General features: G+C 34.3%; 27 protein-coding genes and 2 other annotated features. Of the genes, 1 reads left to right on the forward strand and 26 read right to left on the reverse strand.

Annotated features, from left to right (window positions below; all coding sequences use genetic code 11):
- Positions 1-160: 160 nt before the first annotated feature.
- The 6 genes from OB_RS18205 to OB_RS11030 all read right to left on the reverse strand — a co-directional run bounded on the left by OB_RS18205 (position 161) and on the right by OB_RS11030 (position 3,934).
- The gene (locus OB_RS18205) at positions 161-295 is read right to left on the reverse strand and encodes a YvrJ family protein (protein WP_011066533.1); all 135 of its coding nucleotides are present in this window, start codon (positions 293-295) and stop codon (positions 161-163) included.
- A gap of 327 nt (positions 296-622) precedes the next feature.
- Positions 623-838, reverse strand: a complete 216-nt coding sequence (locus tag OB_RS11010; protein ID WP_011066534.1) for a DUF2922 domain-containing protein — start codon at positions 836-838, stop codon at positions 623-625.
- Between the two features lie 32 nt (positions 839-870).
- Complete coding sequence (locus OB_RS11015) at positions 871-1,095, reverse strand: DUF1659 domain-containing protein (RefSeq protein WP_011066535.1); 225 nt, start codon at positions 1,093-1,095, stop codon at positions 871-873.
- A 108-nt stretch (positions 1,096-1,203) separates the two neighbouring features.
- Positions 1,204-2,187, reverse strand: a complete 984-nt coding sequence (locus tag OB_RS11020) for a ring-cleaving dioxygenase (protein ID WP_011066536.1) — start codon at positions 2,185-2,187, stop codon at positions 1,204-1,206.
- Between the two features lie 148 nt (positions 2,188-2,335).
- Positions 2,336-3,421 carry a M42 family metallopeptidase gene (locus OB_RS11025; RefSeq protein ID WP_011066537.1) on the reverse strand — a complete coding sequence of 362 codons (1,086 nt, stop codon included), beginning with the start codon at positions 3,419-3,421 and terminating at the stop codon, positions 2,336-2,338.
- A gap of 24 nt (positions 3,422-3,445) precedes the next feature.
- Positions 3,446-3,934 carry a dUTP diphosphatase gene (locus tag OB_RS11030; protein WP_011066538.1) on the reverse strand — a complete coding sequence of 163 codons (489 nt, stop codon included), beginning with the start codon at positions 3,932-3,934 and terminating at the stop codon, positions 3,446-3,448.
- A 115-nt stretch (positions 3,935-4,049) separates the two neighbouring features.
- Between OB_RS11030 and OB_RS11035 the strand changes: the two genes are divergently transcribed.
- Positions 4,050-4,439, forward strand: a complete 390-nt coding sequence (locus tag OB_RS11035) for a hypothetical protein (protein WP_011066539.1) — start codon at positions 4,050-4,052, stop codon at positions 4,437-4,439.
- Positions 4,440-4,468: 29 nt separating this feature from the next.
- On the opposite strand, the gene OB_RS11040 is transcribed toward OB_RS11035, so the two are convergent.
- The 20 genes from OB_RS11040 to OB_RS11135 all read right to left on the reverse strand — a co-directional run bounded on the left by OB_RS11040 (position 4,469) and on the right by OB_RS11135 (position 24,315).
- Positions 4,469-4,756 carry a TIGR04104 family putative zinc finger protein gene (locus OB_RS11040; protein WP_011066540.1) on the reverse strand — a complete coding sequence of 96 codons (288 nt, stop codon included), beginning with the start codon at positions 4,754-4,756 and terminating at the stop codon, positions 4,469-4,471.
- 3 nt (positions 4,757-4,759) lie between these two features.
- The gene (locus OB_RS11045) at positions 4,760-5,539 is read right to left on the reverse strand and encodes an aminoglycoside adenylyltransferase domain-containing protein (protein WP_011066541.1); all 780 of its coding nucleotides are present in this window, start codon (positions 5,537-5,539) and stop codon (positions 4,760-4,762) included.
- 68 nt (positions 5,540-5,607) lie between these two features.
- The gene (locus OB_RS11050; protein ID WP_011066542.1) at positions 5,608-6,216 is read right to left on the reverse strand and encodes a TVP38/TMEM64 family protein; all 609 of its coding nucleotides are present in this window, start codon (positions 6,214-6,216) and stop codon (positions 5,608-5,610) included.
- Positions 6,217-6,286: 70 nt separating this feature from the next.
- Positions 6,287-6,565, reverse strand: coding sequence for a DUF1294 domain-containing protein (locus OB_RS11055; protein ID WP_011066543.1), 279 nt, complete (start codon positions 6,563-6,565; stop codon positions 6,287-6,289).
- A gap of 90 nt (positions 6,566-6,655) precedes the next feature.
- Positions 6,656-7,012, reverse strand: a complete 357-nt coding sequence (gene rplT / locus OB_RS11060; protein ID WP_011066544.1) for a 50S ribosomal protein L20 — start codon at positions 7,010-7,012, stop codon at positions 6,656-6,658.
- A gap of 40 nt (positions 7,013-7,052) precedes the next feature.
- The gene (gene rpmI / locus OB_RS11065) at positions 7,053-7,247 is read right to left on the reverse strand and encodes a 50S ribosomal protein L35 (RefSeq protein WP_011066545.1); all 195 of its coding nucleotides are present in this window, start codon (positions 7,245-7,247) and stop codon (positions 7,053-7,055) included.
- Positions 7,248-7,280: 33 nt separating this feature from the next.
- The gene (infC, locus tag OB_RS11070) at positions 7,281-7,787 is read right to left on the reverse strand and encodes a translation initiation factor IF-3 (protein WP_011066546.1); all 507 of its coding nucleotides are present in this window, start codon (positions 7,785-7,787) and stop codon (positions 7,281-7,283) included.
- Positions 7,788-7,853: 66 nt separating this feature from the next.
- Positions 7,854-7,983 (reverse strand) — a sequence feature (ribosomal protein L20 leader region).
- A gap of 173 nt (positions 7,984-8,156) precedes the next feature.
- Positions 8,157-9,665, reverse strand: coding sequence for a glycoside hydrolase family 10 protein (locus tag OB_RS11075; protein ID WP_011066547.1), 1,509 nt, complete (start codon positions 9,663-9,665; stop codon positions 8,157-8,159).
- Positions 9,666-10,029: 364 nt separating this feature from the next.
- Positions 10,030-11,970, reverse strand: coding sequence for a threonine--tRNA ligase (gene thrS, locus OB_RS11080; RefSeq protein ID WP_011066548.1), 1,941 nt, complete (start codon positions 11,968-11,970; stop codon positions 10,030-10,032).
- Between the two features lie 54 nt (positions 11,971-12,024).
- Positions 12,025-12,248, reverse strand: a binding site (T-box leader).
- Positions 12,249-12,302: 54 nt separating this feature from the next.
- Entirely contained in the window at positions 12,303-13,148 is an 846-nt protein-coding gene (ytxC, locus tag OB_RS11085) for a putative sporulation protein YtxC (RefSeq protein WP_231847032.1), read from the reverse strand.
- Positions 13,149-13,316: 168 nt separating this feature from the next.
- On the reverse strand, positions 13,317-14,243 hold the full coding sequence (gene dnaI, locus OB_RS11090; RefSeq protein ID WP_011066550.1) for a primosomal protein DnaI: 927 nt from the start codon (positions 14,241-14,243) through the stop codon (positions 13,317-13,319).
- A gap of 25 nt (positions 14,244-14,268) precedes the next feature.
- Positions 14,269-15,603: a replication initiation and membrane attachment family protein gene (locus tag OB_RS11095; RefSeq protein ID WP_011066551.1), complete on the reverse strand. Its 1,335-nt coding sequence runs from the start codon at positions 15,601-15,603 to the stop codon at positions 14,269-14,271.
- 26 nt (positions 15,604-15,629) lie between these two features.
- Positions 15,630-16,103: a transcriptional regulator NrdR gene (gene nrdR / locus OB_RS11100; protein WP_011066552.1), complete on the reverse strand. Its 474-nt coding sequence runs from the start codon at positions 16,101-16,103 to the stop codon at positions 15,630-15,632.
- 19 nt (positions 16,104-16,122) lie between these two features.
- Positions 16,123-16,509, reverse strand: coding sequence for a hypothetical protein (locus tag OB_RS11105; RefSeq protein WP_011066553.1), 387 nt, complete (start codon positions 16,507-16,509; stop codon positions 16,123-16,125).
- 262 nt (positions 16,510-16,771) lie between these two features.
- Positions 16,772-17,797: a glyceraldehyde-3-phosphate dehydrogenase gene (locus tag OB_RS11110; RefSeq protein WP_011066554.1), complete on the reverse strand. Its 1,026-nt coding sequence runs from the start codon at positions 17,795-17,797 to the stop codon at positions 16,772-16,774.
- Positions 17,798-18,013: 216 nt separating this feature from the next.
- On the reverse strand, positions 18,014-18,613 hold the full coding sequence (gene coaE / locus OB_RS11115; protein WP_011066555.1) for a dephospho-CoA kinase: 600 nt from the start codon (positions 18,611-18,613) through the stop codon (positions 18,014-18,016).
- Positions 18,613-19,455: a DNA-formamidopyrimidine glycosylase gene (mutM, locus tag OB_RS11120; RefSeq protein WP_011066556.1), complete on the reverse strand. Its 843-nt coding sequence runs from the start codon at positions 19,453-19,455 to the stop codon at positions 18,613-18,615. The genes coaE and mutM overlap by 1 nt, the downstream gene beginning before the upstream one ends.
- Positions 19,456-19,470: 15 nt before the next feature.
- Complete coding sequence (gene polA, locus OB_RS11125; protein ID WP_011066557.1) at positions 19,471-22,113, reverse strand: DNA polymerase I; 2,643 nt, start codon at positions 22,111-22,113, stop codon at positions 19,471-19,473.
- A 148-nt stretch (positions 22,114-22,261) separates the two neighbouring features.
- Positions 22,262-23,623, reverse strand: coding sequence for a two-component system histidine kinase PnpS (pnpS, locus tag OB_RS11130; RefSeq protein WP_011066558.1), 1,362 nt, complete (start codon positions 23,621-23,623; stop codon positions 22,262-22,264).
- Entirely contained in the window at positions 23,620-24,315 is a 696-nt protein-coding gene (locus OB_RS11135) for a response regulator transcription factor (protein ID WP_011066559.1), read from the reverse strand. Before OB_RS11135 ends, pnpS begins: the two co-directional genes overlap by 4 nt.
- Between the last annotated feature and the right edge of the window lie 197 nt (positions 24,316-24,512).

Below are 24,512 nucleotides of genomic sequence, written 5' to 3' on the forward strand. Positions count from 1 at the left end.
TAAATTATAGAAAAAAATCATTAGCTGTCCATTTTTCGAGAAATTGGACAGCTTTTTTGTGGTCTAGGAAATAAAATATTACAGCAGTGGATATACGTACGAAGTTATTTAGCCACTTCCAGCTCATACGGTGATAAACGAATGTTTGTGCTTATGTTCTTTAATGGAGCTTATCAGGAAGAGAATGGATCGATTCAATTAATTGATTAAGCTTTCCTTCAATTCGGTGAAGAAGATAAAACGTAACCGCTATTGGAAAACCGACATCGGTTAAAAAAGAGATCCAAGCATCCATCAGACTGTCACCTCCACTTGTAAAAATAAGAAAAGTAGGGACAGAAGTATCTAAACAAAAGATAGTCCCGATTGATTCGCTGTTGAAACCCCGCTTGATAAAAATATACTCTGCTTACCTAGAACTAGAAGCGACTGGTGAGCTTCCGAATGCTTATGCAACAGGGTCTTCCTTTCCTCACTCCCACAGGACAAGGAAGACCTCGACATCGTTGCATCATGCAGATAAATAGTTTAATATTCAAGGCGTTTTCATCTATTACTTACTTATTTTAGCTATCATTCGTCTTTTGATCGAAACTTTGTCTTGTCCCTACCTCGGATATTATTATCCTAATTCAATGTCTTCTACAGTACGTTCTACTATTCTTGCGCTATGCTTTTCGATTAAGTCTCCTCCGCTAGATGAAAAAGCATTTTCACCTATAATGGTATCCATTGCTTCGTTAATAGCATTCGTATCTACTGGTTCAATAGGTTGATCAAGTGAATACGTTACTACCTTACCTTCTTGATTTGTAAATTTAAGCTCTAACCTACGCATATTGTCCCCTCCTTTCCCTTCTTACTTCTTCATTAACTTTCATAAATGTCCGATATATCTCGTCGACTGATCTGATATAGCGTATGTTCTTGCAATCCAGCAAATGCGGTCGCAACATTATAAAGCTGTTCGTGATTTGCTTCCATTTTAACTTGATTAAAACGTTTATACGTTAAAATCGGTTCACCTGACTCTTCATCTACTCCTTCGCTGAAAGTTAGTTGTAACATAGAATCCACCAAATCTACTACTGCCATATATATCACCTCCTCCCTTCATATATATAATCGAATGTTATCTTAAAAAGGAGGGAAAAAAAGAAAAAAAGATAACCTCGAAACCTGAGATTATCTTGTAATAAATTTTTATTCATATTCTTTATCTATTTTTTTAGTACTACGAGTTGTATCAATCGGACGAACCATGCTTTCAATTTTGTCTCGCTCTGATTCAAGGAATGGTGGTAATGAAAGTTTTTCACCAAGTGTTTCATAAGGCTCATCCCCCATAAAACCTGGACCCTTAGTCGCTAATTCAAAGAGTACTTGTGGGGCTACTCGTGTATATAAAGATTGGAAGAAAAAGCGATCTACGAAACCTGAAGTCTGTAATCCAAATGATTTAATATGATTATCCCATTCGTATATATCATTTTGATTGTCCACACATAAAGCAGCATGGTGTACAGTGCCGTACCCTTGTCTCGCTAATGGAAGATCCGTATTATGTTCAACGATTAGTTGTGCTCCATTACCGCCTTGGCCAACTTCAAAAAGATACGCTGGCCCTTCTTTCATTACTTCTTTATATTGAAATACTTTCTCTAAAATTTCCTTAAAGTAATCATATTGTGCCACCCTTACTACTACAGGCCCTAAACCTATAATTGCATATTCTAAAGGGATTGGACCTTCTTTCCACGCTACTCCAGCTTCAGCACCTTTATTTGTTTCATCGGATACAAGTTGATATTGTTGGTCATCAAAATCAGAGAAGGACAATGTCTGTGCACCAAATTGTTCTTGAATTCCAGAATGATTGACATCGAGACGATTAAATCGTTTGACCCAATAATCTAATGCGGCATCACTTGGAACTCTAAATGAAGTTTTATATATTTCATTTGTACCGTGTGATCCTTTCGGAATACCTGGAAAGTCAAAAAATGTCATGTCTGTTCCGGCATTCCCCTCATCATCGGCAAAAAATAAGTGATAGGTTTGGATATCATCTTGATTTACAGTTTTTTTAACTAAACGCATACCAAGAATATACGTGAAAAATTCATAGTTCTTCTCCGCACTACTCGTAATAGCAGTTACGTGATGCATACCTCTAATTGGATTCACTAAAAACCCTCCTCTTTTACTCTTAATTAAATTATCTTTAATTAATTATAATAACTTCCATTGGATTTGTCAAATCCACTATATAAAAAAAGTACCAACTTAGTAAAAAGTCGGTACTCATTATTCAACTATGATAACAATACTGTTTTTAAGATAATCTTATATTATCCAACATATCTTTATCGAGTTTTTTAACTACTTCTACAATTAATTTAACTGCATTTTCATAATCATCACGATGTAAAATCCCGGCATTCGAATGAATGTAACGAGTTGCGACAGTTATAGATAATGATGGTACTCCATTTCCTGTAAGGTGAATAGCTCCTGAATCTGTTCCTCCACCAGCCATGGATGTAAATTGATAAGGGATTTGATTATCTTCTGCGGTTTGTACCACTAAATCACGTAACCCTTTATGAGAAACCATGGACGCATCATACAAGACGATTTGAGGACCTTCGCCTAACTTGCTATCTGCTTCTTGCTTTGAAATTCCAGGAGTGTCTCCAGCAATACCAACATCAACGCCAAAACCAATATCTGGCTGGATAGAATGAGCAGAGGTGCGGGCACCTCTTAAGCCAATCTCTTCTTGAATAGTACCTACTCCATATACGGTATTTGGATGCTTTTCATCTTTTAGCTTTCTCAGAACATCGATAGCAATCGCTAACCCGATACGATTATCCCAAGCTTTTGCTAAGAGCATTTTTTCATTCTTCATTGGTGTAAATTCAAAATAAGGCACAATAGAATCACCTGGTTTGATACCAAATGATTTCACCTCATCCTTATTTGATGCTCCAACATCAATAAACATATCCTTAATTTGATACGGTTTCTTTCGTGCTTCTGCTGATAATACATGAGGTGGTTTTGATCCAATCACTCCAGTTACATCGCCTTTATCTCCCATAATAGTAACTCGTTGAGCTAGCATAACCTGATTCCACCAGCCTCCAACAGTTTGGAAATAAATAAAACCGTTATCATCGATACGAGTAACCATCATCCCAATTTCATCCAGATGTCCTGCAATCATAATCTTAGGTCCATTAACATCACCGACTTTTTTAGCAATGGAACTCCCTAAATTATCCTTTGTTACATCATCAGAATAAGGTGTGATATATTTTTCAAATACTTCGCGCACCTCTTTTTCATTGCCAGGAATACCTTTAGCATCAGTAAGTTCCTTTAGCATTGTCAATGTATCATCTAGATTAGCCATATGTAGTCTCCTCCTATTTACAGATTAATATCCTTGATTTTGCCTTTTATAATTTATCTCGTTTTTTTCAAGATATGCGCGTTGAATATCTTCTTCTGAAAAACCTAATATATTTCCAAGGTCTATACAAGATGAGAAAAGTTCTTCATATTTAGCTTTAATTGGTTCATTTTTGTACATAATTGTCTGTTCATAAACAATCTGAAACTGATCTATTTCAGAGCGATTAATATGTTGATCATTTGTACTTTCAAAGCTATCGTAACCTTTATTAATACCAACCGACATTAGAAAATGAATGACATCTACGTATTCTTCTAAAATTACAGATTGTTTATTTCTCGGCTTTTTACTCCAAAATTTAAAACATCTAGTCTCATTAGCTAGTTCTCCTAATTCAACTAATAACGCCAAGATTTTCTTTTCGAATAAATCGGCTTTTTCTAAACCGTGATTTTCTTCTATGTAGGAATCTAGTTGCTTTTGCATATTAAATAGTGCTTGCCAGTCCAAACTGTACCCTCCTTCTTTTTACTTTCATATATTGTATCATGAAATTATAATAATAGTGAAACCTTCCCTTTGTTTAAAACGTATACTATAAAAACAATAACTAGGAGTAGATTACATGCTAGTGATTAGCTTTCGCATTTTATTAATAATAGCTATAGCATTGCTTATTTATACACTTGTAAAATACCTTCGTAAACCCGAACGCAAATTAATGCTTGCTCAACAAAACAAACATTTTTTTATATTAGATGAGGAACAAAATGATAGGAAGAATTTTCAACTCACATATATGGGTTGTTTGTTCGAAGGAGAAAAGTACTTAGGTACTACCGATAATAAATTTGAAGTAGTTGATATACATGTAACAGTTAAAAATCCACATCAGCTACAAGGCCTCTCTAAAGAAGATTTACACTTTATAGAAGATGAGATTATCTTTAACTATCCTTATGCTACGATTACTTGGAAACACCCTATTAATCAGATTTTCCAATCATCAAAATAGCCCAGACTTTCCCTGCTAAGATTGCTGGGCTATACAAATGGTTGTTCTTTGTCTGTAAATTGATAAACAAACGGAAAAAAAGTAAATATTGATAAAAGTAATATCCCTGTTATACAAGCAATAAGAATATTATTTATATCGAGGATAAACATAGCAATTATCAATATCGAACAAATCGGACTGAATACAAAAATTCTATTCCTACTCTCTTTTGTTAGAAACTGTGATTCTCCACATGATGGACATGATTTAATACGAAAACATAAATTTTTCCAGGCAAACTGATGATTACAATTCCAACAGCGTGGCAACTCCATCTTTTATTCCCCTTTCAATCGTTCGAAAATTGCGAACAAAAAAGTAAAATTCTTCCTTATTTTATCCAAATCTTCTCGTGAAATATCAGTATCTCTTTCCTCGTTTTCATATGCATCTTTAACTTTTGTTAAAAGCTTTTTTGAGTGTGTGTGATTCCCATTCACGCCCCAATTTGCTGCTTGTTGTTTTGATATAATTTTATCAAAAAATAAATAGTATTCAATTCGAAGCAAACTAAGAATACAATAAATTGGATTGTCACTAATTGATTTTATACACTCAATATATTCTCCTTGTAACGAAAGGAGGTAATCTTTCTTAGGTATGGGTCTAAATAAGCTACTAATTTCCTCACCAGATAAACACCATCCTGAATTGATTACAACAGTCAGATGAGCAGCCAAATCTGGGTCGGTATGAAGTTCCATTAGAAATGTGTTTACATTGCTAATAGGAGCATTTTCATAAAAATCTCTCCAATATTCACTATAATGGAAATCGTAAGTACTTGGATGCTTCCAATTTTCTAATTCACTCTTTACTAAAACAGAAACTTCAATCGGATAAGTAGCCATTGATAGTGATAAAAAGTATATTAGTAATCTATGTTTTTCATGTAAGTTCAAGGGCTGGTTTATAACAATGATCAAATCAATATCACTTTTATTCTTTTGAAATCCACCTAATACGATAGATCCGTGTAAATAAATTCCTTCTAGTTTTTTATGCAGTACTTTTGTAACTCGATTTTTTATCATATCTAATATTAATTCTAATTCCACCCAACCACTTCCAACTTATATAAGTATACATCCACTATAACAAAAAACACACGTAGATTCACGTGTGTTTAAGAAGGAGAACGATATAATGAAGTGTGTTGTTGAGAGTCTTGTGCGGAGAAAAATTCTTGCCATTTGATAATGATTTCTTTTCTTCTTAGTAGATATAACATGGGTAGTAAAGCAACTAACAATATTCCAATAAATATTGGATTCAAATTAGAAATCCAGCCTCCTATTGAGGTGTACACCATAGCTAATGGTATGCTTGAGAACATAGATGATCGTGCATAATCTTTAAATCCATTACTTATTTCGATAAGACATAGAGATAACAGATGGAAATGTATAAAAGGAACTAATCGTAATAAGGTAATCTGGGATTTTGTCAATTCCACGTGTTTACCTAACAATTTTTGCTTTATTCCAATCAAACGTTGAACAGATTTTGGCGTCCATCCCATTAAGCCATAGAATAGTAAGCTTGAAAGTGTTATACCTATAATTGAATAAATTGATCCTGCTACAGGTCCAAACAATACTCCACCTGAAATACATATAAATACAACGGGTAAGAATAACAACGGTCTAAATAAATGAAATATAATAAATAAAAGCGGTGAGAGAACTCCACCCATTTCAACTATAGAAAATAAATAATTTCCTATATATTCCATCCTCCACCTCCTTTGTCGTTTCTATTCATTATACAAAGTTCCATATATCTATATGACAGTAGACGAGCCTTTATGACATGAAAAGTAGAATCCAGCTAAAACTAATCACATTAATAACAATAAGGACAGGTATGCCAATGGTAAAAGATCGATGTTTCGTTTTATGTCGAAATGTTTGCATACCTAAATATATACCAACACTTGCACCAAGGATTCCGAGTAGCCAAAACGTTCTTTCAGGAATTCGATAATGCCCTCGTACAGCCTTCCTTTTATCGATGTACATGATTACAAAGCCTATAATATTCGCTGCCACTAAATAATATAACAAACTACCCGATTCTTCCATTTCGCATTTCACACTCCTATTTTTGTAGAATTACCACCTATTTGTTTAAAAAAAGACCGATCCTACTCGGATTCGGCCTTTTCTAGTTATTTATTTTAACGCTTCTTTTGCTTGAGAAACTAACTGAGCAAATGCTTTTTCATCGCTAATTGCAAGGTCAGAAAGCATTTTACGGTTAATATCGATTCCAGCAACTTTTAATCCGTGCATTAATTTACTGTAAGATAAGTCATGCATACGAGCAGCAGCGTTAATACGTGTGATCCATAATTTACGGAAATCACGTTTTTTCTGTCTGCGGTCACGATAAGCATACTGACCAGATTTAATTACTTGCTGTTTTGCTGTTTTAAATAGAGTTCTTTTAGAACCATAGTAACCTTTTGCTAATTTTAATACGCGTTTACGACGTTGACGCGTTACTGTTCCACCTTTTACACGTGGCATAAGAAATCCCTCCTAATTCATATCCATTTCTACTATTGTATTATTTTGGTAGCATATCTTTAATGCGCTTATAATCTCCAGAAGAAACAAGTGCACTTTTACGTAATTTACGTTTTTGTTTTTGTGATTTGTTTGCAAACATGTGACTAGTGTATGCATGAGATCTTTTTACTTTTCCAGAACCCGTTTTCTTAAAACGCTTTGCTGTACCTTTATGAGTTTTCATTTTAGGCATAATTCATTCCTCCTAGTTATCTACTGTTACGTATTAATTTTTTTCATTAATTGGAGCGACCATCATAAACATATTACGGCCTTCCATTTTAGGTTTTGTTTCAATCGTACCAAGGTCTTTTACTTCCTCAGCGAAACGATCTAACACTTCACGACCAAGCTCTTTATGGGTAATTGCACGACCACGGAAACGCACTGCAGCTTTTACTTTGTCCCCTTTTTCAAGGAACTTGCGAGCGTTTTTCAATTTTGTCTCAAAATCATGGTCACCAATTCCTGGTGTGAAACGAACCTCTTTTACATTAATGACTTTTTGCTTTTTACGAGCCTCTTTTTCTTTTTTCTGTTGCTCGAAACGATATTTACCGTAGTCCATGATACGACATACTGGCGGTTTCGCATTTGGAGCAACTAGTACTAAGTCAAGATTTCTTGTTGTTGCAATATCTAATGCTTCCTGACGAGATTTTACTCCAAGCTGATCACCGTTTGAGTCGATAAGTCGTACTTCTCTAGCACGAATCTTTTCATTAACGTTCATATCCTTGCTAATAGCCAGCCACCTCCGAGTTTATTGTTACTGATCTATTTGACAAGCTTATTTTATGCAATTAAAAAAGTGTCGGTACATACACGCACCCACACATCTCCAAATACATTTAAATAAAAGGTTGGAACCAGTCAACTACCATAATCGGTGTCAATCAGGTGAGAAGCGGGTGCTTCTACTTGTCTTAGATCATTTTATTAACTTTTATAGCTTACCATATCCCGTCTATGACGTCAATACAGCTTCACTAACTTTTATACAACTGTTTTAGAATACCATGTCACGGTAATACTGTCAATCACTTATCCAAATTCCTTGAGATAGAACCAAACCGATCCGCTCTACCTCAAGGATTTCCTTCTAATCTTTCAGAAGTGTTTTTGTTACTTGTTGCTTCTTAATTTGTACTTTTGTTCGTTCTTCACTATTCTTATAATGGATAAAATAATTTCCTGGTGAGAGATCCGTAGCGACAAAGTAGCCATTAGCATCTGTTTCTACTGTTTTAATGATTTTACCATTTTTGCCACGTCGGATTAGAATTTCTACTGCAGACTGTTCATTAGTAAGCTGGCCTAATAAATGTCCTTGATTTTCCTGACGCCATGAAGGATCAGGTAACTCTGTCGGTGCTTCAAATGGTGGCTTACCTTCATTATGTTCAGTAGGTAGGTATAGTGAATCAATTAGTTCAGATTTAGGAAGACCATCATTACTCCAAATATTATATACATACGGGCTTACTCCTTCAGCCATATTACCATTAACAGATGGTGTTAACGCTCGATTAATTTGATTCATACTATCCGCTACTGTATTCAAATAGAGCGCTGGACCAATTATTATACCTCGATTTCTCGGTAAATCTTTTTGCCATTCAATCCATTGATCAAAACGTAAAGCCCTACGCGGGTCGGCATCACTATCATAATTCATAACGTACGCATAATCTAGATACCCCTCTTGAACCCATTCTTTCCAATTCTGATGTGCTCGCTGAACAGGATCCATATTCCACCAATGTGTATTACTTGGATTATGAAATCCCCATGATAATACAGCTGCCGATAACTCCACATCAGAATCCACTGTCAGAAGCTCCGTATATACACGTTTGATTAATGAATCGACTTGTTCTACTTTCCAAGCTATCCATTCTTGATCATTTACTGGCGGTCGATCAGTACGTCCTGTTTCCTCATGAAATCGTGCTAAAGAAGTAGCATTATATCCCTTCCCGTCTTCTGGATATCGAATGTAATCCAAATGGACTCCATCTACTTCATAATTTTTCGCAATATCATTCACCATGTCAACAACATGATTTCTTGCTTCAGGGTGACCAAGGTCAAGATAGGGCTGCCAGTATGGTACATTACCATTATAATCTTCCGTTGCCCAACTCTCTTCTTGAGCATCCGGACCGTGTAGATTCCAAATATGCGTTGGATCTGATGGAGCATCACCATAAACGCTATGCCACATTGGACCTACAACCACCCAAGCATGAACTTCGATTCCTTTTTCATGTGCTTTCGTTAGTAAATAACCTAAAGGATCAAATCCTTCTGGTACGGATGGGTCCTCTGTAAATGGTAAGACATCACTTTGGTAATATGCATCATGTCTTCTGCTAACTTGCGCAATAATTGTATTCATATTAGCTTTATGGACATCGTCAACTAGTTCATCAATCTCTTCTGGAGTTTTTAAGCCGGGTTCAAATGCTTGTACCCAAAAAGCTCGTATAAATGGATTTTCTTTTTGAAAAGAAGCTTCTGAGGTGGTAAAAGGTGTAAGTGTGAGGCTAGATATCACAATCAACATAACTATTACAATCGTTACTCCTTTTGTCCTTATTCGTTTCATGCTTTCTCTCCTCCTAAATTTTTAATTTAGTACCCTTACCACTTCACCTCCTCTAGAATAGTATCTATTTCTACCGCTCTAAAAGAGGTCTATTTCTTGGCTGGATGCGAGAGAAAACATCATTTCCTTATTAATTTTTAGTCTACTACTTCCTCCTATTGGAAAAAAGTGCCAAAAGTTGCTATTGAACTTCTATCATTGGGCACATTGTCCTTTCAAATAAGCTAATAGAGTATGAACTGGTGCGGAACTTTTGTTATCGAATGATAAAGCCCAACCTGAGCTCACAAAAAACCGAACTGTAGCGAAAATGAATAACATTTTGTTACAGTTCGGTTTTTATAATATTCCTTATCAATAACGCTTATTTAATCTTCTTATTATCTACTTCTTCTTTAATAAGATTTAAGAATTGATCAAATTCCAATGTCTCGGTATCTTGTTCTCCGTATCTACGATAATTAACACTGTTACTTTCCATTTCTTTGTCTCCTAATACTAGAGCAAATGGAACTTTTTGTGTCTGTGCTTCTCGAATTTTATATCCAATTTTCTCATCTCGTTCATCAAGTTCTACACGAACTCCTTGGTATCGAAGCTTTTCTTCAATATCCTTCGCATAATCCAAATGAGCTTGTAATGAAACTGGGATAATTTTTACTTGTACCGGTGCAAGCCAAGTTGGAAAAGCACCTTTATATTCTTCAATTAAGAAAGCAACAAATCGTTCCATTGTTGATACTACACCGCGATGGATAACTACTGGGCGATGTTGATTACCATCTTCTCCAATATATGTTAGATCAAATCGCTCTGGTAAATGGAAATCTAATTGGATTGTCGATAGGGTTTCGTCTTTGCCTAGAGCAGTTTTGACTTGTACATCTAATTTTGGACCATAAAATGCAGCTTCACCTTCTGCTTCTACATATTCTAAATTCATATCTTCCATTGTTTCTTTTAACATCGCTTGTGCTTTTTCCCACATCTCGTCATTATCAACATACTTTTCTTTATCCTCCGGATCACGATAAGATAATCGGAAATAGTAATCGTCTATACCAAAATCTTTATATACATGTTGTACTAATTCAACTACACGAATAAATTCTTCTTTTAACTGATCAGGACGAGCAAAAATATGTGCATCATTTAATGTCATTGCTCGTACACGTTGTAAGCCAGCTAACGCACCACTCATTTCATGTCGATGCATTGTTCCTAGCTCAGCGATTCGAACTGGCAGATTACGATAACTCCAGAGTTGATTTTTAAATACCATCATATGATGAGGACAATTCATTGGACGAAGTACCAGTTCTTCGTTATCCATCTCCATTGTTGGAAACATATCGTCCTGATAGTGATCCCAATGTCCACTTGTTTTATACAGTTCTACATTTCCCAGGACCGGAGTATAAACATGGCTATATCCTAATCTTTCTTCTAAATCAACAATATAGCGTTCTACATTACGACGAATCGTTGCTCCTTTTGGTAACCAAAGCGGTAAGCCTTGCCCAACTTTTTGTGATACTGTAAATATACCTAATTCTTTTCCTAATTTACGATGATCTCTTTCTTTTCTTTCTTCTAGTATTTGTAAATGTTCTTCTAATTGTCCTTTTTTCTCAAAAGCTGTGCCATAAATTCGTTGTAATTGTTTATTGTTACTATCTCCACGCCAATAAGCTCCAGAAATACTTAATAATTTAAATGCTTTAATTTTACTTGTAGAAGGGACATGAATCCCTCGGCATAAATCGAAAAACTCTCCTTGTTCATAAATCGTTACTTGTTCATTTTCCGGAATAGCGTCGATAAGTTCTAATTTTAAATCATCGCCAATATCGCTAAACATTTCTTGAGCTTTATTACGAGAAACTTCTACCCTTTTGATTTCTAAATTTTCATCAATAATACGCTTCATTTCTTTTTCAATTTTAGGTAAATCTTCTGGAGTTAATTTGTGCTCCATATCAATATCATAATAAAATCCTTCTTCTATGACAGGACCGACACCAAGTTTCACATCGTTAAACAAACGTTTTATAGCTTGAGCTAACAAATGTGCACTTGAATGACGTAACACTTCAAGGCCCTCATTATTTTTATATGTGATGATTTCAATGCTTCCACCAGATGATAATTCTCTTCGTAAATCTACAAGTTCACCATCAAGTTTGATAGCAAGTGCTTGTTTTTTTAAACCTGGTGATATTGATGCTGCTATTTCTTCACCCGTAGTTCCGACTGGAAATTGCTTCTCTGACCCATCTGGGAAAATAATCGATAAATCTGCCATGTTTCATTCTCCTTTTTCAAATAATTAAAAAACGCCCATCCCTTTGCACTATAGCAAAGGGACGAGCGTTGGTAACGTCGTGGTTCCACCCTAATTCCTATCCATATCTGGATAGCTTCATTATATCTTTAACGCAGAAATACGTTGCTGGTTACTAACTATTCACCAGCAAAGCTCCAAGGTGGTAATTACTTATCTCATAAAGGTAACTTTCAGCCAACGGATACCTTCTCTAGATTATGAATTATAAATAATCTTGTCCTTATCATCACGAATAATATACAGTTATTTATTCGTATTATAGACCTTTCAAATCAGAAAATCAAGCCTGCCTAATCATTTTTTAAATAGTAAGAAAAAGGAAAATTGCGGGTTGGTTCAAAATCGACCTTTTCTTGAAAGACATTAATAACCGTTAACGTCTTCGGTTCTGATGGATCATCTCCATAAATCTTAATTTTCTTTGGCCCCATAGCGATTAGCGGAGCAAGATTAAATTCATTATCATGTAGACCGACGACGTATAATGGTTCTTCACGCATTAGCATTCTTAGCTCTAAACGCGATAATTGTTTCCCATTATCATAATAAAATTGGAAGGTATCACCTTGCATAATATGAATAATCTCCATACCAACATCTTTCTTCTGTATGTAGGCACGTAACATATCAATAAATGCTTGATGATCTTCCTCCCGTCTAAACTCATCAATGGCATCTCCGACACTTCGTCTAATTTCATCTCGGAAAGGTAATAAACGAAAGTTCACTAATGAATCAAAATGAATTTCGGAATTAAATTCAATATTTTCTTCAAACAACTTGGTCAGTAAACCATGAATATCTTTATTATTACGTAGATGCTTACTATCCTCGTCCTCCCCTGTCAAAATCCAATTGGTTAGATCATGTATACGTTCGATTTCTTCTTGCTCCGTGTAATAATATTCATTAATCATTTTTCGAATCATATTACCTAAACGATGTGTTAATACTACATCTGCCATCGCATTACTTATTGTTTTGCGAAGATCTTCAGCAGGTAATATTTCATCAATCGTTAAATGATTTCCCCAATCTTCATTTGTTTTCCAATTCAATTCCATCTTCCTATTTCTACGAAAGACAGACTCACAAAAACTTACAACTTCTTTGTCTAATTCAAAAAATACCTCCACCAATACATATCACCCTCATCCACAACCGAACTGTTACATTATATGGACAACCATTTAAAAAAATGAATAAACTACTCAAACTAGCAAATGGTTTTATGAAAAAAGATATGGATGTATCAAAAAAACCTTTTATTGAACTTTATTAATAGAGTTCAATAAAAGGTTTTCTCAGCTTCGACGATTCGGCCCACTTAGCTTCACGTCTGTTGTAACTTGCTTAATCCGCTCAATGATTCTTCCTGCTTTCACTTGTTCTACGCCATTCCTAGTTGTAGATAATTCTTGCTCTAGTTGATCCAAGTCATAATTAGATGTAATAAAAACCGGCAAACCTTCCATCATACGGTACTGTAAAACGGAACCTAACACTTCATCTCGAAACCAAGCAGATTGCATCTCAGCGCCCATATCATCTAACATTAGTATATCTGCTTTTTTAAAGAAATCTACTTTTTCATTGAATGAATCATCTTTAAAAGAGGATTTAATTTCACGAACAAATTCCGGCATATATATTAATGAAATTGAGTACTCAAGCTTTTTAAGTTCATTAGCAATTGCACCTAAAAGATAAGTCTTTCCAACACCAAATGAACCATATAGATAGAGTCCTTTTTTTGGTAATTCTTGCTTGGAAGCTTCTAAAAAATCAAGAACTTTTCCTAGAGCATTCGATCGGTGCTCGTCTTGAATAACATCAGATATTCTTGCTTGAAGAATTTCTTTCGGCATATAAAGACTTTGAATAAGTTTTTGTTGCTGTTCATTTTGCTCTTCTTCAAGTCTTTTATGGCATTTTTCATAACTTAACCGAATATCATTATTGTCAGCTTCCAACACAGGAGAATATCCTTGTATCATATTCTGACATCCTCCAAGCGATTTACAACGGTCACATTGCTTGGATTGAGACTTATATTCATATAATTTTATTAAATGTTTATCGATAATTTCACTTGTTAACTCTGGGTGATTAGCTAAAAAATGCTTAATGGATGGGTCGTCTAATACTTCTTTCCTGATATTCTGATAACTCGTTTGGAAGTTTTTGTTTTTCTTCATCCATGCTTTCAATTCTGATTGTATCGGCTTCACACTTAACCACCCTTATACATCTTGATTAATTTTCATTTAAATATTGTTTTAATCTAGATGCTATTTTTTCTTGATCTTCCATCGAAGTGTCCGGTTTTTCAGAAGTTACTTGTGATTTGTTTTTCCGTTCTTTAAACCAATCAGGGATAACTTCCTTCGTTGTATTCTGACGTCTGGTATAATTATTCTTCTTAACTTTAGATTGAACATTCTGTTGTTCCTGCCTAGCAAAGTTCATTGCATCACTTGCTGTTTGAAGGTTTAGCCGTGACCAATGACTAGCTATTTTTTCTAAATATGCTTTGGAAAGTTTCATATTAGATTGTAATAATACATAATGAATAAGCACATTCATTACTGGTGCAGGTAAATCTTGTTTTGTCATGACAGTCTCTATTACTTTAATATCTTGGTCTGACGCATCATTACCTCTTGATAAGTCTTTCAATAATTGAGTCGGTGATATTCTTTCTAATTCATAAATTAATTGTTCCTTCTTGGTTTTCGGTTTAGTTACTTCATACTTCTTAACTTCTTGATTATTTTTTTCAGACAGCCGGACAGATTGTTGATTATTGTTTGAACGAAATATATCATGACATGCTGCTTTGAACTCTTTTTGATTAAATTGATAATCTTCATTGATAGCATATTGACAAGCACGTTCAATCTCATGACTGTCCAAATTATACAGCACTTTCATTTGGTAAATGAGACGCTTAGTATCCATAGTTAAAACTTGATTAACAGGTATCATACGCTTGTGTAACATTTGTTCTATCCAACTAAAGTCCATTGGAACTTCATAATTTACTGAGTTATGTTGGTAGTTATAATTTTCTACATTAGCTACTTTTTCTGTAGGAGTTACTGTTTGAAAAACATCGCTAAAGTCGACGGTAATATTTTCTCCATATTCGAGATTTTTAGGAACATAATGAGAAAATAACATATCAAACTTTTGATCTCCAATATGATGTAATAACAATTGCGATAGCATGTCATCTTTAAAGAAATCGGTTGGAGCATACGGACGTAACAATTCATATGTATAAAAATCACGATTTTCTTCTTTATTTTTATAAGTTTTTAGTAAACCTATCCCCTCTAATTTTAAACGAGATCGGTAAATTTCATCCAATGAAAGATTAAGGTAATTCATTAGTGTGTGATGTGTCTGTGGGGATCCACCAGCATGTATACTTGAATCGTGCAATAGGGTATGATATAGAGAAACAGCATAAATGCCTATTAATGGTTGATATAAATGAGTAAGCGAAACGGCGTAATCCACAGGTAAATGTTCTTTTTTCATTACATAGTACCCATCAATAGGTAGAATCTTCCCAATAAAATTCATATAAATCACACACCCTTTCTACTCTTTCATTTATCTTTCATCGATTTATCCGTATTAATTATATCTTTTAATTCATCTAAGAACACAGTTATATCTTTAAATTGGCGATATACAGATGCAAAGCGAACATACGAAACTTCATCTACTTTCGATAAAAGTTCCATTACCATTTCACCGATAGAATTACTTGAAACTTCTGGATTACCTGCATTTCGTAATTTTTTTTCTACTTCTAGCGCTATACTTTCTATGGTTTCTAAAGCAACTGGTCTTTTTTCACATGCCCGTATAAGACCGCGCATTAGCTTTTCTCGCGAAAACTCTTGACGAACACCATCTTTCTTTACCACAATTAAAGGAACTTCTTCAATTCGTTCAAAAGTAGTAAACCGGAATCCACACCGTTCACATTCCCTACGTCGTCTGATTGCTCTTCCTTCTTCTATCGGTCGAGAGTCTAACACTTTAGTATTCTTATTTTGACAATTGGAACATCGCATCATTGTTCAACCCCATTCTCTAATGTTCCGAAATTAGCTGAAGTTCTTTATTTATATGTTCATATAATTCTTGAATAACTTTAGAACTATGTCCAAAATCTAGCTGTAGCAAACTTTCTGTGGTCACAGAAAAATCAATAGCAGTATGATAAGGTCGTACCATAATAATGGTTGCAACGATAAAGACACGCTTGTCTTTTTTTGTTGTTGCACTAATCTCCCCATGTTCTTTAGAAACAGCATTGATAGAATATGTATCTTTTGATGCAAAATAGGATTCAATAACTTTCATTACGGAATCTTTGCTTGATTTATAGTAATGGGTCTGCAATTTTTTATCCACATGACGATCTTTTGTTTCTGCATGATTACTAAAGAAATTCCTTATCTTATAGCCGATTGACATTTGGAAACACACCTCAAACGTTCGTAGAATTAGTATTATTATTCTATTATTTTAACATGTTTTTAACAAATGCTCTAGTTAAATAAGATAGACTACTGTTTATAAAGTTACAAAATAAAATTTTAACAATAAATACGCTTTAGCGTCAATAAAAAGTTATCAATCACGGTATAGATTCCAAAAATAAAAAACGAACAATGGTAGAGAATAAATAATCTTCTCCTATTCATTGTTCGTTTCTATTTATTGTTTATATATTTCTTCATACTTTCATTTCTTTTTTTAAGCGGTCCCCTACATAAAGAGCTAAATCAAGAACACGTTTAGAGTATCCCCATTCATTATCATACCAAGCAATTACCTTTATTTTTTTGCCTTCCATTACAATGGTGGATAACCCATCAATTATAGCGGAAAAATCACTTGTTGTATAATCAATAGATACGAGAGGTTCATCCGAGTATTCCAATACTCCCTTCATATATCCTTTTGAAGCATCCTTAAATAATTGGTTTAGTTGTTCTACTGTAACATTTTCTTCTACATCAATGACTAAATCTACCAAAGATACGTTTGGGGTTGGCACTCTTAAAGCCATACCATGTAATTTTCCATTTAAGTGCGGCAAAACTTCCCCAAGTGCCTTTGCAGCACCTGTTGTTGTCGGAATAATTGATTGTGTGCATCCTCTTGCTCTTCGTAAATCTTTATGTGGGTTATCTAAATTCTTTTGATCATTCGTAAAAGCATGGACGGTTGTCATTAAGCCATTTTTTATCGTAAAATGATCATCTATCACTTTTACAACGGGGGCCAAACAATTCGTTGTACATGATGCATTTGAAATGACATCATCACTTTCAGGAATATATGCAGCTTCATTAACTCCCATTACAATTGTTTTATCTACTTGTTTGCCTGGAGCAGTTATAATTACTTTTTTTGCACCTGCTTTAATATGCAATCCAGCTGCTTCTTTAGAATTAAATTTCCCGGTAGCTTCAATAACAATATCAATATCTAACTTCTTCCAAGGGAGAAGTTCAGGCTGTCTATTGTTTACAATTTCCACTTTTTTACCATCTATTTCTAAATATCCTTCAAGCGCTTTCACATCTCCATCAAAAATTCCATGGACACTATCATATTTCACCATGTGTGCTAATGTTTCAGCTGGATAACTAGCATTGATAGCGACAACTTCAAACTGATCATTTTGTATTGCTTGTCGAAAAATCATTCTCCCTATTCGACCAAATCCAGTAATTGCGATACGTTTTGTATTCATAAGAAATAATCCCCCTAATTATGATATACTCATAACCTTTTATGCATAATTAGTATAACACAAATTATCGTTAATGTGTTAAAAACAACGAAAAAGAGGCATCTTTTCTACTTATTACGTTATTATAATATCTTATGAGCTGAATATATATGCTTGAAATAAAACAGAGTAACTGATGAACGTTTTAAAGCTCATCAGTTACTCTTGTGAAATTACTTAACTTATATTCCATTTTTGTAGAACGTTATCTAACTGTAATTTGGTCTCCTCAACTGATTGATTATTATCAATAACGATGTCGGCTAAGTCAGCTTTCTCCTTGAGAGACATTTGTGCTTTTATTCGATCCAGAGCCTCTTTTTCACTATACTCATTTCTTTTCATCAAACGGGTAAGTTGAATATCCTCATCTACATAAACAACTAATGTCTTATCAACTAGATAACCTAAGTTACTTTCAAATAACAAAGGAATATCCAATATAACACAAGGTACGTCATTGTTAATATAATCATCTCTTTTGGTTAGCATTCGATTCCGAACAGCCGGATGAACAATCGCATTTAACTGCTTTCTTTTATCTTCATCCGTAAAAATAATTGATCCTAATTTGGGTCGATCTATCTTTTGATCATTTTGGATGATTTCTTTCCCAAATGCTTCTAAAATTTGATCATATGCTTTTTCACCTGGCTCTACTACTTCTCGTGCAATTAGATCAGCATCAATTACAGGAAAGTTTTTTTCAAGGAGCATGGAGGAGACAGTGCTTTTACCACTTGCTATTCCTCCTGTTAAACCAATAACTAATGTCATTATCTCACACCTTGCTTATTCGGCTGGCAAGTAGGACATAGATGAGTGCCTCTTCCACCAACCTTTATTTTAATAATATCTGCGCCGCAAACTCTACACGGCTTAGAATGCTGACCATAAACATATAAATCTTGTTGAAACATCCCCATATCTCCTTGGGTATTCACATAACTACGAATCGTTGTACCTCCAGCTTTAATTGCATCTCGTAATGTTTCCTTTGCATTTATTTGTAACTTTTTTACTTCTTGTTTCGATAACTTGCTACAACGTTTCAGCGGATGAACATTCGCCCGAAACAAGGTCTCGTCCACATAAATATTCCCCAGTCCAGTAACAATTGATTGATCTAACAAAGCTGTTTTAATATATCGATCTGTTCGCTTCAATTTTTCATAAAAGTATTCTAAATTAAACGATGTGTCAAACGGATCAGGACCAAGTTGGTTTAAAGGTTTATGCATAAACTCTTCACCAATTGGATAAACATGCATGGTTCCGAATTTCCGAACATCGTTATAACGTAATTCTTCTCCATTTGAAAAATAGAACGTTACATGGGTATGTTTTTTTACTGGATCTCCTGGAGAATGAACACTATACTTTCCTTCCATCCGCAAATGGGAGATAAGAACATATTCATCAAGATAAAACAAAAGAAATTTTCCTTTTCTTCCCATTGAACGAATCGTTTGACCAGTAACTAATGCTTTAAATTCCTCAACATCGTCAGGATGCTTAATCATATTTGGCCACTCAATATCAATATGCTTGATCGTTTTATTGCATACAAAAAGTTTCAATGTTTCTTTTATTGTTTCTACTTCAGGTAATTCAGGCATCTTTATTTTTTCTCCTTACTTAGCATCAAACCAGCTTTTTCCAAATGAATAGTCCACCTTTAAAGGTACATCTAATTCCACTGTGTTTTCCATTACATCGGGTACTATTTCCTTTAATTTATCAATTTCATTTTCTGGTGCTTCTAAAATAAGCTCATCGTGTACTTGTAGTAATACATTTGCTTGTAAATTTTCTTCTTTCAAACGATGATCAAGATCAATCATAGCCTTTTTAATAATATCTGCAGCACTTCCTTGAATTGGAGTGTTCATTGCTGTACGTTCTGCAAAACTACGCATATTAAAGTTTCTACTTGTAATATCGGGTAAGTATCTTCTCCGTTTCATGATTGTTGATACAAATCCCTTATGCTTAGCTTCTTGCACGATTTCATCCATGTACGTTTTTACACCAGGATAACTATTGAAATATCTCTCGATAAATTTTTTCGCTTCCTTGCGCGTTATACCAAGGTTTTGTGATAAACCATAATCACTTATCCCATAAACAATACCAAAGTTTACTGCCTTGGCTTGTCTTCGCATATTTGACGTTACTTCATCCGACTCTACATGAAACACATCCATAGCTGTTTGGGTATGAATATCGGTATCTTCTTTAAATGCTTTAATTAACTTTTCGTCTCCTGCAATATGCGCTAATACACGAAGCTCAATTTGAGAGTAGTCTGCAGCAAACATAATCCAATTATCTTTCGATGGTACGAAAGCTTGTCTGATTTTTCTACCTTCTTCTAAACGGATAGGTATATTTTGTAAGTTTGGTTCAATCGAACTCAACCTACCTGTTTGTGTTAAAGCTTGGTTATATCTTGTATGAATTCGGCTTGTATCTTTCCGCACAACCTTTAATAACCCCTCAATGTAAGTGGATTGCAACTTTCCTAATTGACGATACATTAATAGTTTTGGGATTATATCATGTTCATTTTCGAGTTGTTCTAACACATCTGCAGCAGTAGAATAACCAGTCTTTGTTTTTTTAATAACAGGTAATCCTAATTTTTCAAACAAGATTGGCCCCAACTGTTTTGGAGAATTTAAATTAAATGTCTCTCCGGCTAATTCATAAACTTCTTGCTCCAGTGTACTTAGCCTTTCTTTTAGATCCTCACCCATATCTTTTAACTTATCAATATCTACTTGAACACCATAATGTTCCACCTCAGCTAAGATAAGAGCTAATGGCATCTCTAATTCTTTTAATAACTCATATTGTTCATTATTTCCTAGTTCTTCTTCCATTTCGGGATAGAGATCAAATAATAATTGTGTTTTTCGAACAACATGCTCATTCAAAACGTCTGCTTCAGGAACTTTTTGTTTTGCGCCTTTTCCAAACACTTCTTCGTCAAATTGCACATCCGATCTACTTTTCCGATTTGCAATCGCTGGTATATCATGATTGTTCTCAGCCGGATTTAATAGATAAGATGCCAGAAGGGAATCAAAAATAATTCCTTGCATATTTATATTGTTACGAAGCAAGGCAACCTTAGTTCGCTTTGCATCAAAAACAATTTTATGTTTTTGTGGGTCCTCCGCCCATGCTTTAAATATATTAGAATTGAGTGCAATATCTGTTGGGATAAAAGAAGCCCTCTCTTTATTGACAACAGCTATTCCTTCAATTGGAATTAGATGATAATTTTCTCCAAGCATTTCAATGTACAACGCATCATTATCCGTAAATAAATCCTTCGTTACATTCTCCACCACATCAAATTCAATGGACTCCATCTCTATATTAGGTTGCTCAGCGTCATCTTCTGTCTCTTCACTAACTCTGGATAGTAGTGACTGGAAACCAAGATCCTTAAATATTTGTACAACACTCGAGGTTTGAAAACCTTGATAAGGTAAGTTTTCAAGAGTTATCTCAATAGGTGATTCACGATTTATCGTTACTAACTCCTTACTCATAAAGGCATCTTCTCGATGATTAGATAAATTCTCTTTTAATTTCTTTCCAGATATTTCATCTATATGCTCATAAACGTTTTCAAGGTTCTCATATTGTTTAAGTAATTTTGTAGCAGTTTTCTCACCTACTCCTGGAACGCCTGGAATGTTATCTGAGCTATCACCCATTAATGCTTTTAAATGGATAATCTGGTCTGGAGTTATTTCCATTTTTTCCAACATATAGGCTGGAGTATATTTTTCAATATCGCTAATACCTTTTTTTGTGACACTTACCGTTACTTGTTCAGAGACCAGTTGCAATAAATCTTTATCACCTGAAATAACGGTAACTTCCCAATCTTTTTTATCTGCTTGTTTGGATAACGTACCAATAATATCGTCCGCTTCATATTGATCAAGTTGATAATATTTAATAGAGAAAGCATCCAGTAACTCTTTGAGAACGGGAAATTGTTCCGAAAGCTCAGGTGGGGTTTTTTGACGTCCACCTTTATATTCTTTATAAGTTGAATGACGAAATGTTGTCTTACCTGCATCAAAAGCTACTAACATATGTGTTGGCTTCTCTTCTTCTAAAATACGCAATAGCATTGTAGTAAATCCATATACTCCATTGGTATAAACACCTTTATCATTATTTAACAAAGGCAGCGCAAAAAATGCTCGATAGATAATACTATTTCCATCAATGAGCACTAACTTATTTGACATTCGATTTACCATCCTCTCATCTAAATCCTTAGCTCTATTTTAGCATTCTCATTCAAGAAAAGGAAAAAATACGTGAATTTCATGCATTTATTACCTAACGAATAACAAAGAAGAGCTGACGGCTGTTGCGACGTCAACTCTTCTTCATTTACTTTGGTATATAGATATGAATCGTAGTTCCTTGGTTCAAGGTACTCTCTACATCTATTTTCCCTTTATGGACTTCAACAATATGCTTTACAATCGCCAGTCCTAGACCGGTTCCTCCCGTATTTCTACTTCTGGCTTTATCTACTCTATAAAATCGCTCAAAAACTCTCGTTTGTGATTTTTCATCCATTCCGATTCCACTATCTTTTACTTGAAAATGTATTACATCCGTTTCTTCTGAAATAGCTAAGCAGATATCTCCACCACTAGGTGTATAATGAATAGAATTATCTATCAAATTGATTAATACTTGTTTCATACGATCTTTATCCGCTCGCATTGTCAGTTGATCTGGAACCTCTAAATCGAATGTTAGATTTTTATTTTCTGCCTTTTGGTGAAGTTGTGGTAAAATTTCTTCTACCATTTGTCTTACATCATAATTATCTATTAATAGTCGAAAATCTTCCCTTTCTAACCTTGAAAGAGCAAGTAAATCTTCAATTAGCAATTGTAATCGATGACTTTCCTTATAAATAATTTCCATAAACTCCTTCGTAGCCGGATCCGTGATATTGTTGTCTAATAAAGTTTCAGCAAAACCACGAATAGAAGTAATTGGTGTACGAAGTTCATGAGATACATTCGCTACAAAATCTTTACGCATTTTTTCTAATTTCTTTAGTTCAGTGATATCATAAAGTACGAGTACTGCACCCTTTAACATATTTCTTTCATTAAAAATCGGTGCGCCGACCACTTCCACATAAATTTTGTTTAATCCTTCTCGATGCACAAATGATTTTTTAACAGTTTCTTCATACAAAAATGTTTTTTGGACAGTTTCATGTACATTTTCATTTTCAAACACATCATAATAAAGATGTCCTCTATAATTACTTTCTTCCTCACCAAACATCTCAAGAAATTTTCGATTTACAACATGAACATAACCTTTTTCATCAATTAATACTAGTCCACTTTGCATATTATCAACAATTGTTGTTAATTGTTCGGATTGCATCTGTTCTTGTATTGCAATTTCACTCATATTTCTTGCTAGGGTATTTACTTTGACACTTAATTCTTCCATCTCAGGACTATTACCGTTATAAAATCGAGCGCTATAATTTCCTTCGATAAGCCGATCGACTGTTTTTGTGGCTTTACCAATCGGACGAGTATAACGATTATAAAATTGTATAAATAATATCGAGATAATCATAAATTGAACAATTAATACAGCAATAACCATTATCCAATTAGACTCAGCTTGAACGATCAGCCAACCAGTCAATAATAAGCTCAATATAGTAATAATCATACTTGGAAGTAAAGTTCTAGAAAAGATTACTTTCATGAAACAGGCTCCTCCATTTTATAGCCCAAGCCGCGTACTGTCTTGATATATACAGGCTTTTTAGAATTAGGTTCTATTTTATCTCGAAGATGACTAATATGAACATCTACAATTCGAGTATCTCCAATAAAGTCATAATCCCATACACTACTCAATAACTGATCCCGTGATATTACTTTCCCTTTATGTTTTGCAAGATGATACAATAATTCAAATTCCTTTCGAGTGAAAGTAATGATATTATTACTCATTTCTGCTTCATATCTTTCAGGATATATACTTAATTCCCCTATTTTTAATACGTGAAACCCATGGTTATTAGATAATTGGGATCGTCGTAAAATTGCTTTTACTCTTGCAATAACTTCCTTTGGGCTAAATGGTTTCGTTAAATAATCATCTGCCCCCATTTCTAAACCAAGTACCTTATCAAATTCCTCATCTTTTGCAGTTAACATAAGAATTGGTGTATTTACTTGATTCATTCTTAATGTACGGCATACCTCCATCCCATCGACTTCAGGAAGCATTAAATCCAATACAATTAAATCATACATGCTTGCCTCTGCTTTATTAATCGCTTCTTGTCCATTATAAGCAACATCCGTTTCAAAACCTGAATTTTCCATATTATATTTTAGTAATGTTACAATAGACTTTTCATCATCTACGATTAATATTCTTTTACTCATTAGTACTCCCCCTAGCATTTCCTTACCAAATTATTACCAACTCTATACTCTTATATTATCATTATTATCCAGCTACGTATAACGAATCACAAAATGTTAAAAAAACTTAACATGGTAACCAAAAGTATTTTAACTGTATCATAGCTTAAGAATGAGCTTCTATATTGGATATAATCGAATCAATCATACTAGATTCC

Source organism: Oceanobacillus iheyensis HTE831 (assembly GCF_000011245.1).
GTDB lineage: Bacteria > Bacillota > Bacilli > Bacillales > Amphibacillaceae > Oceanobacillus > Oceanobacillus iheyensis.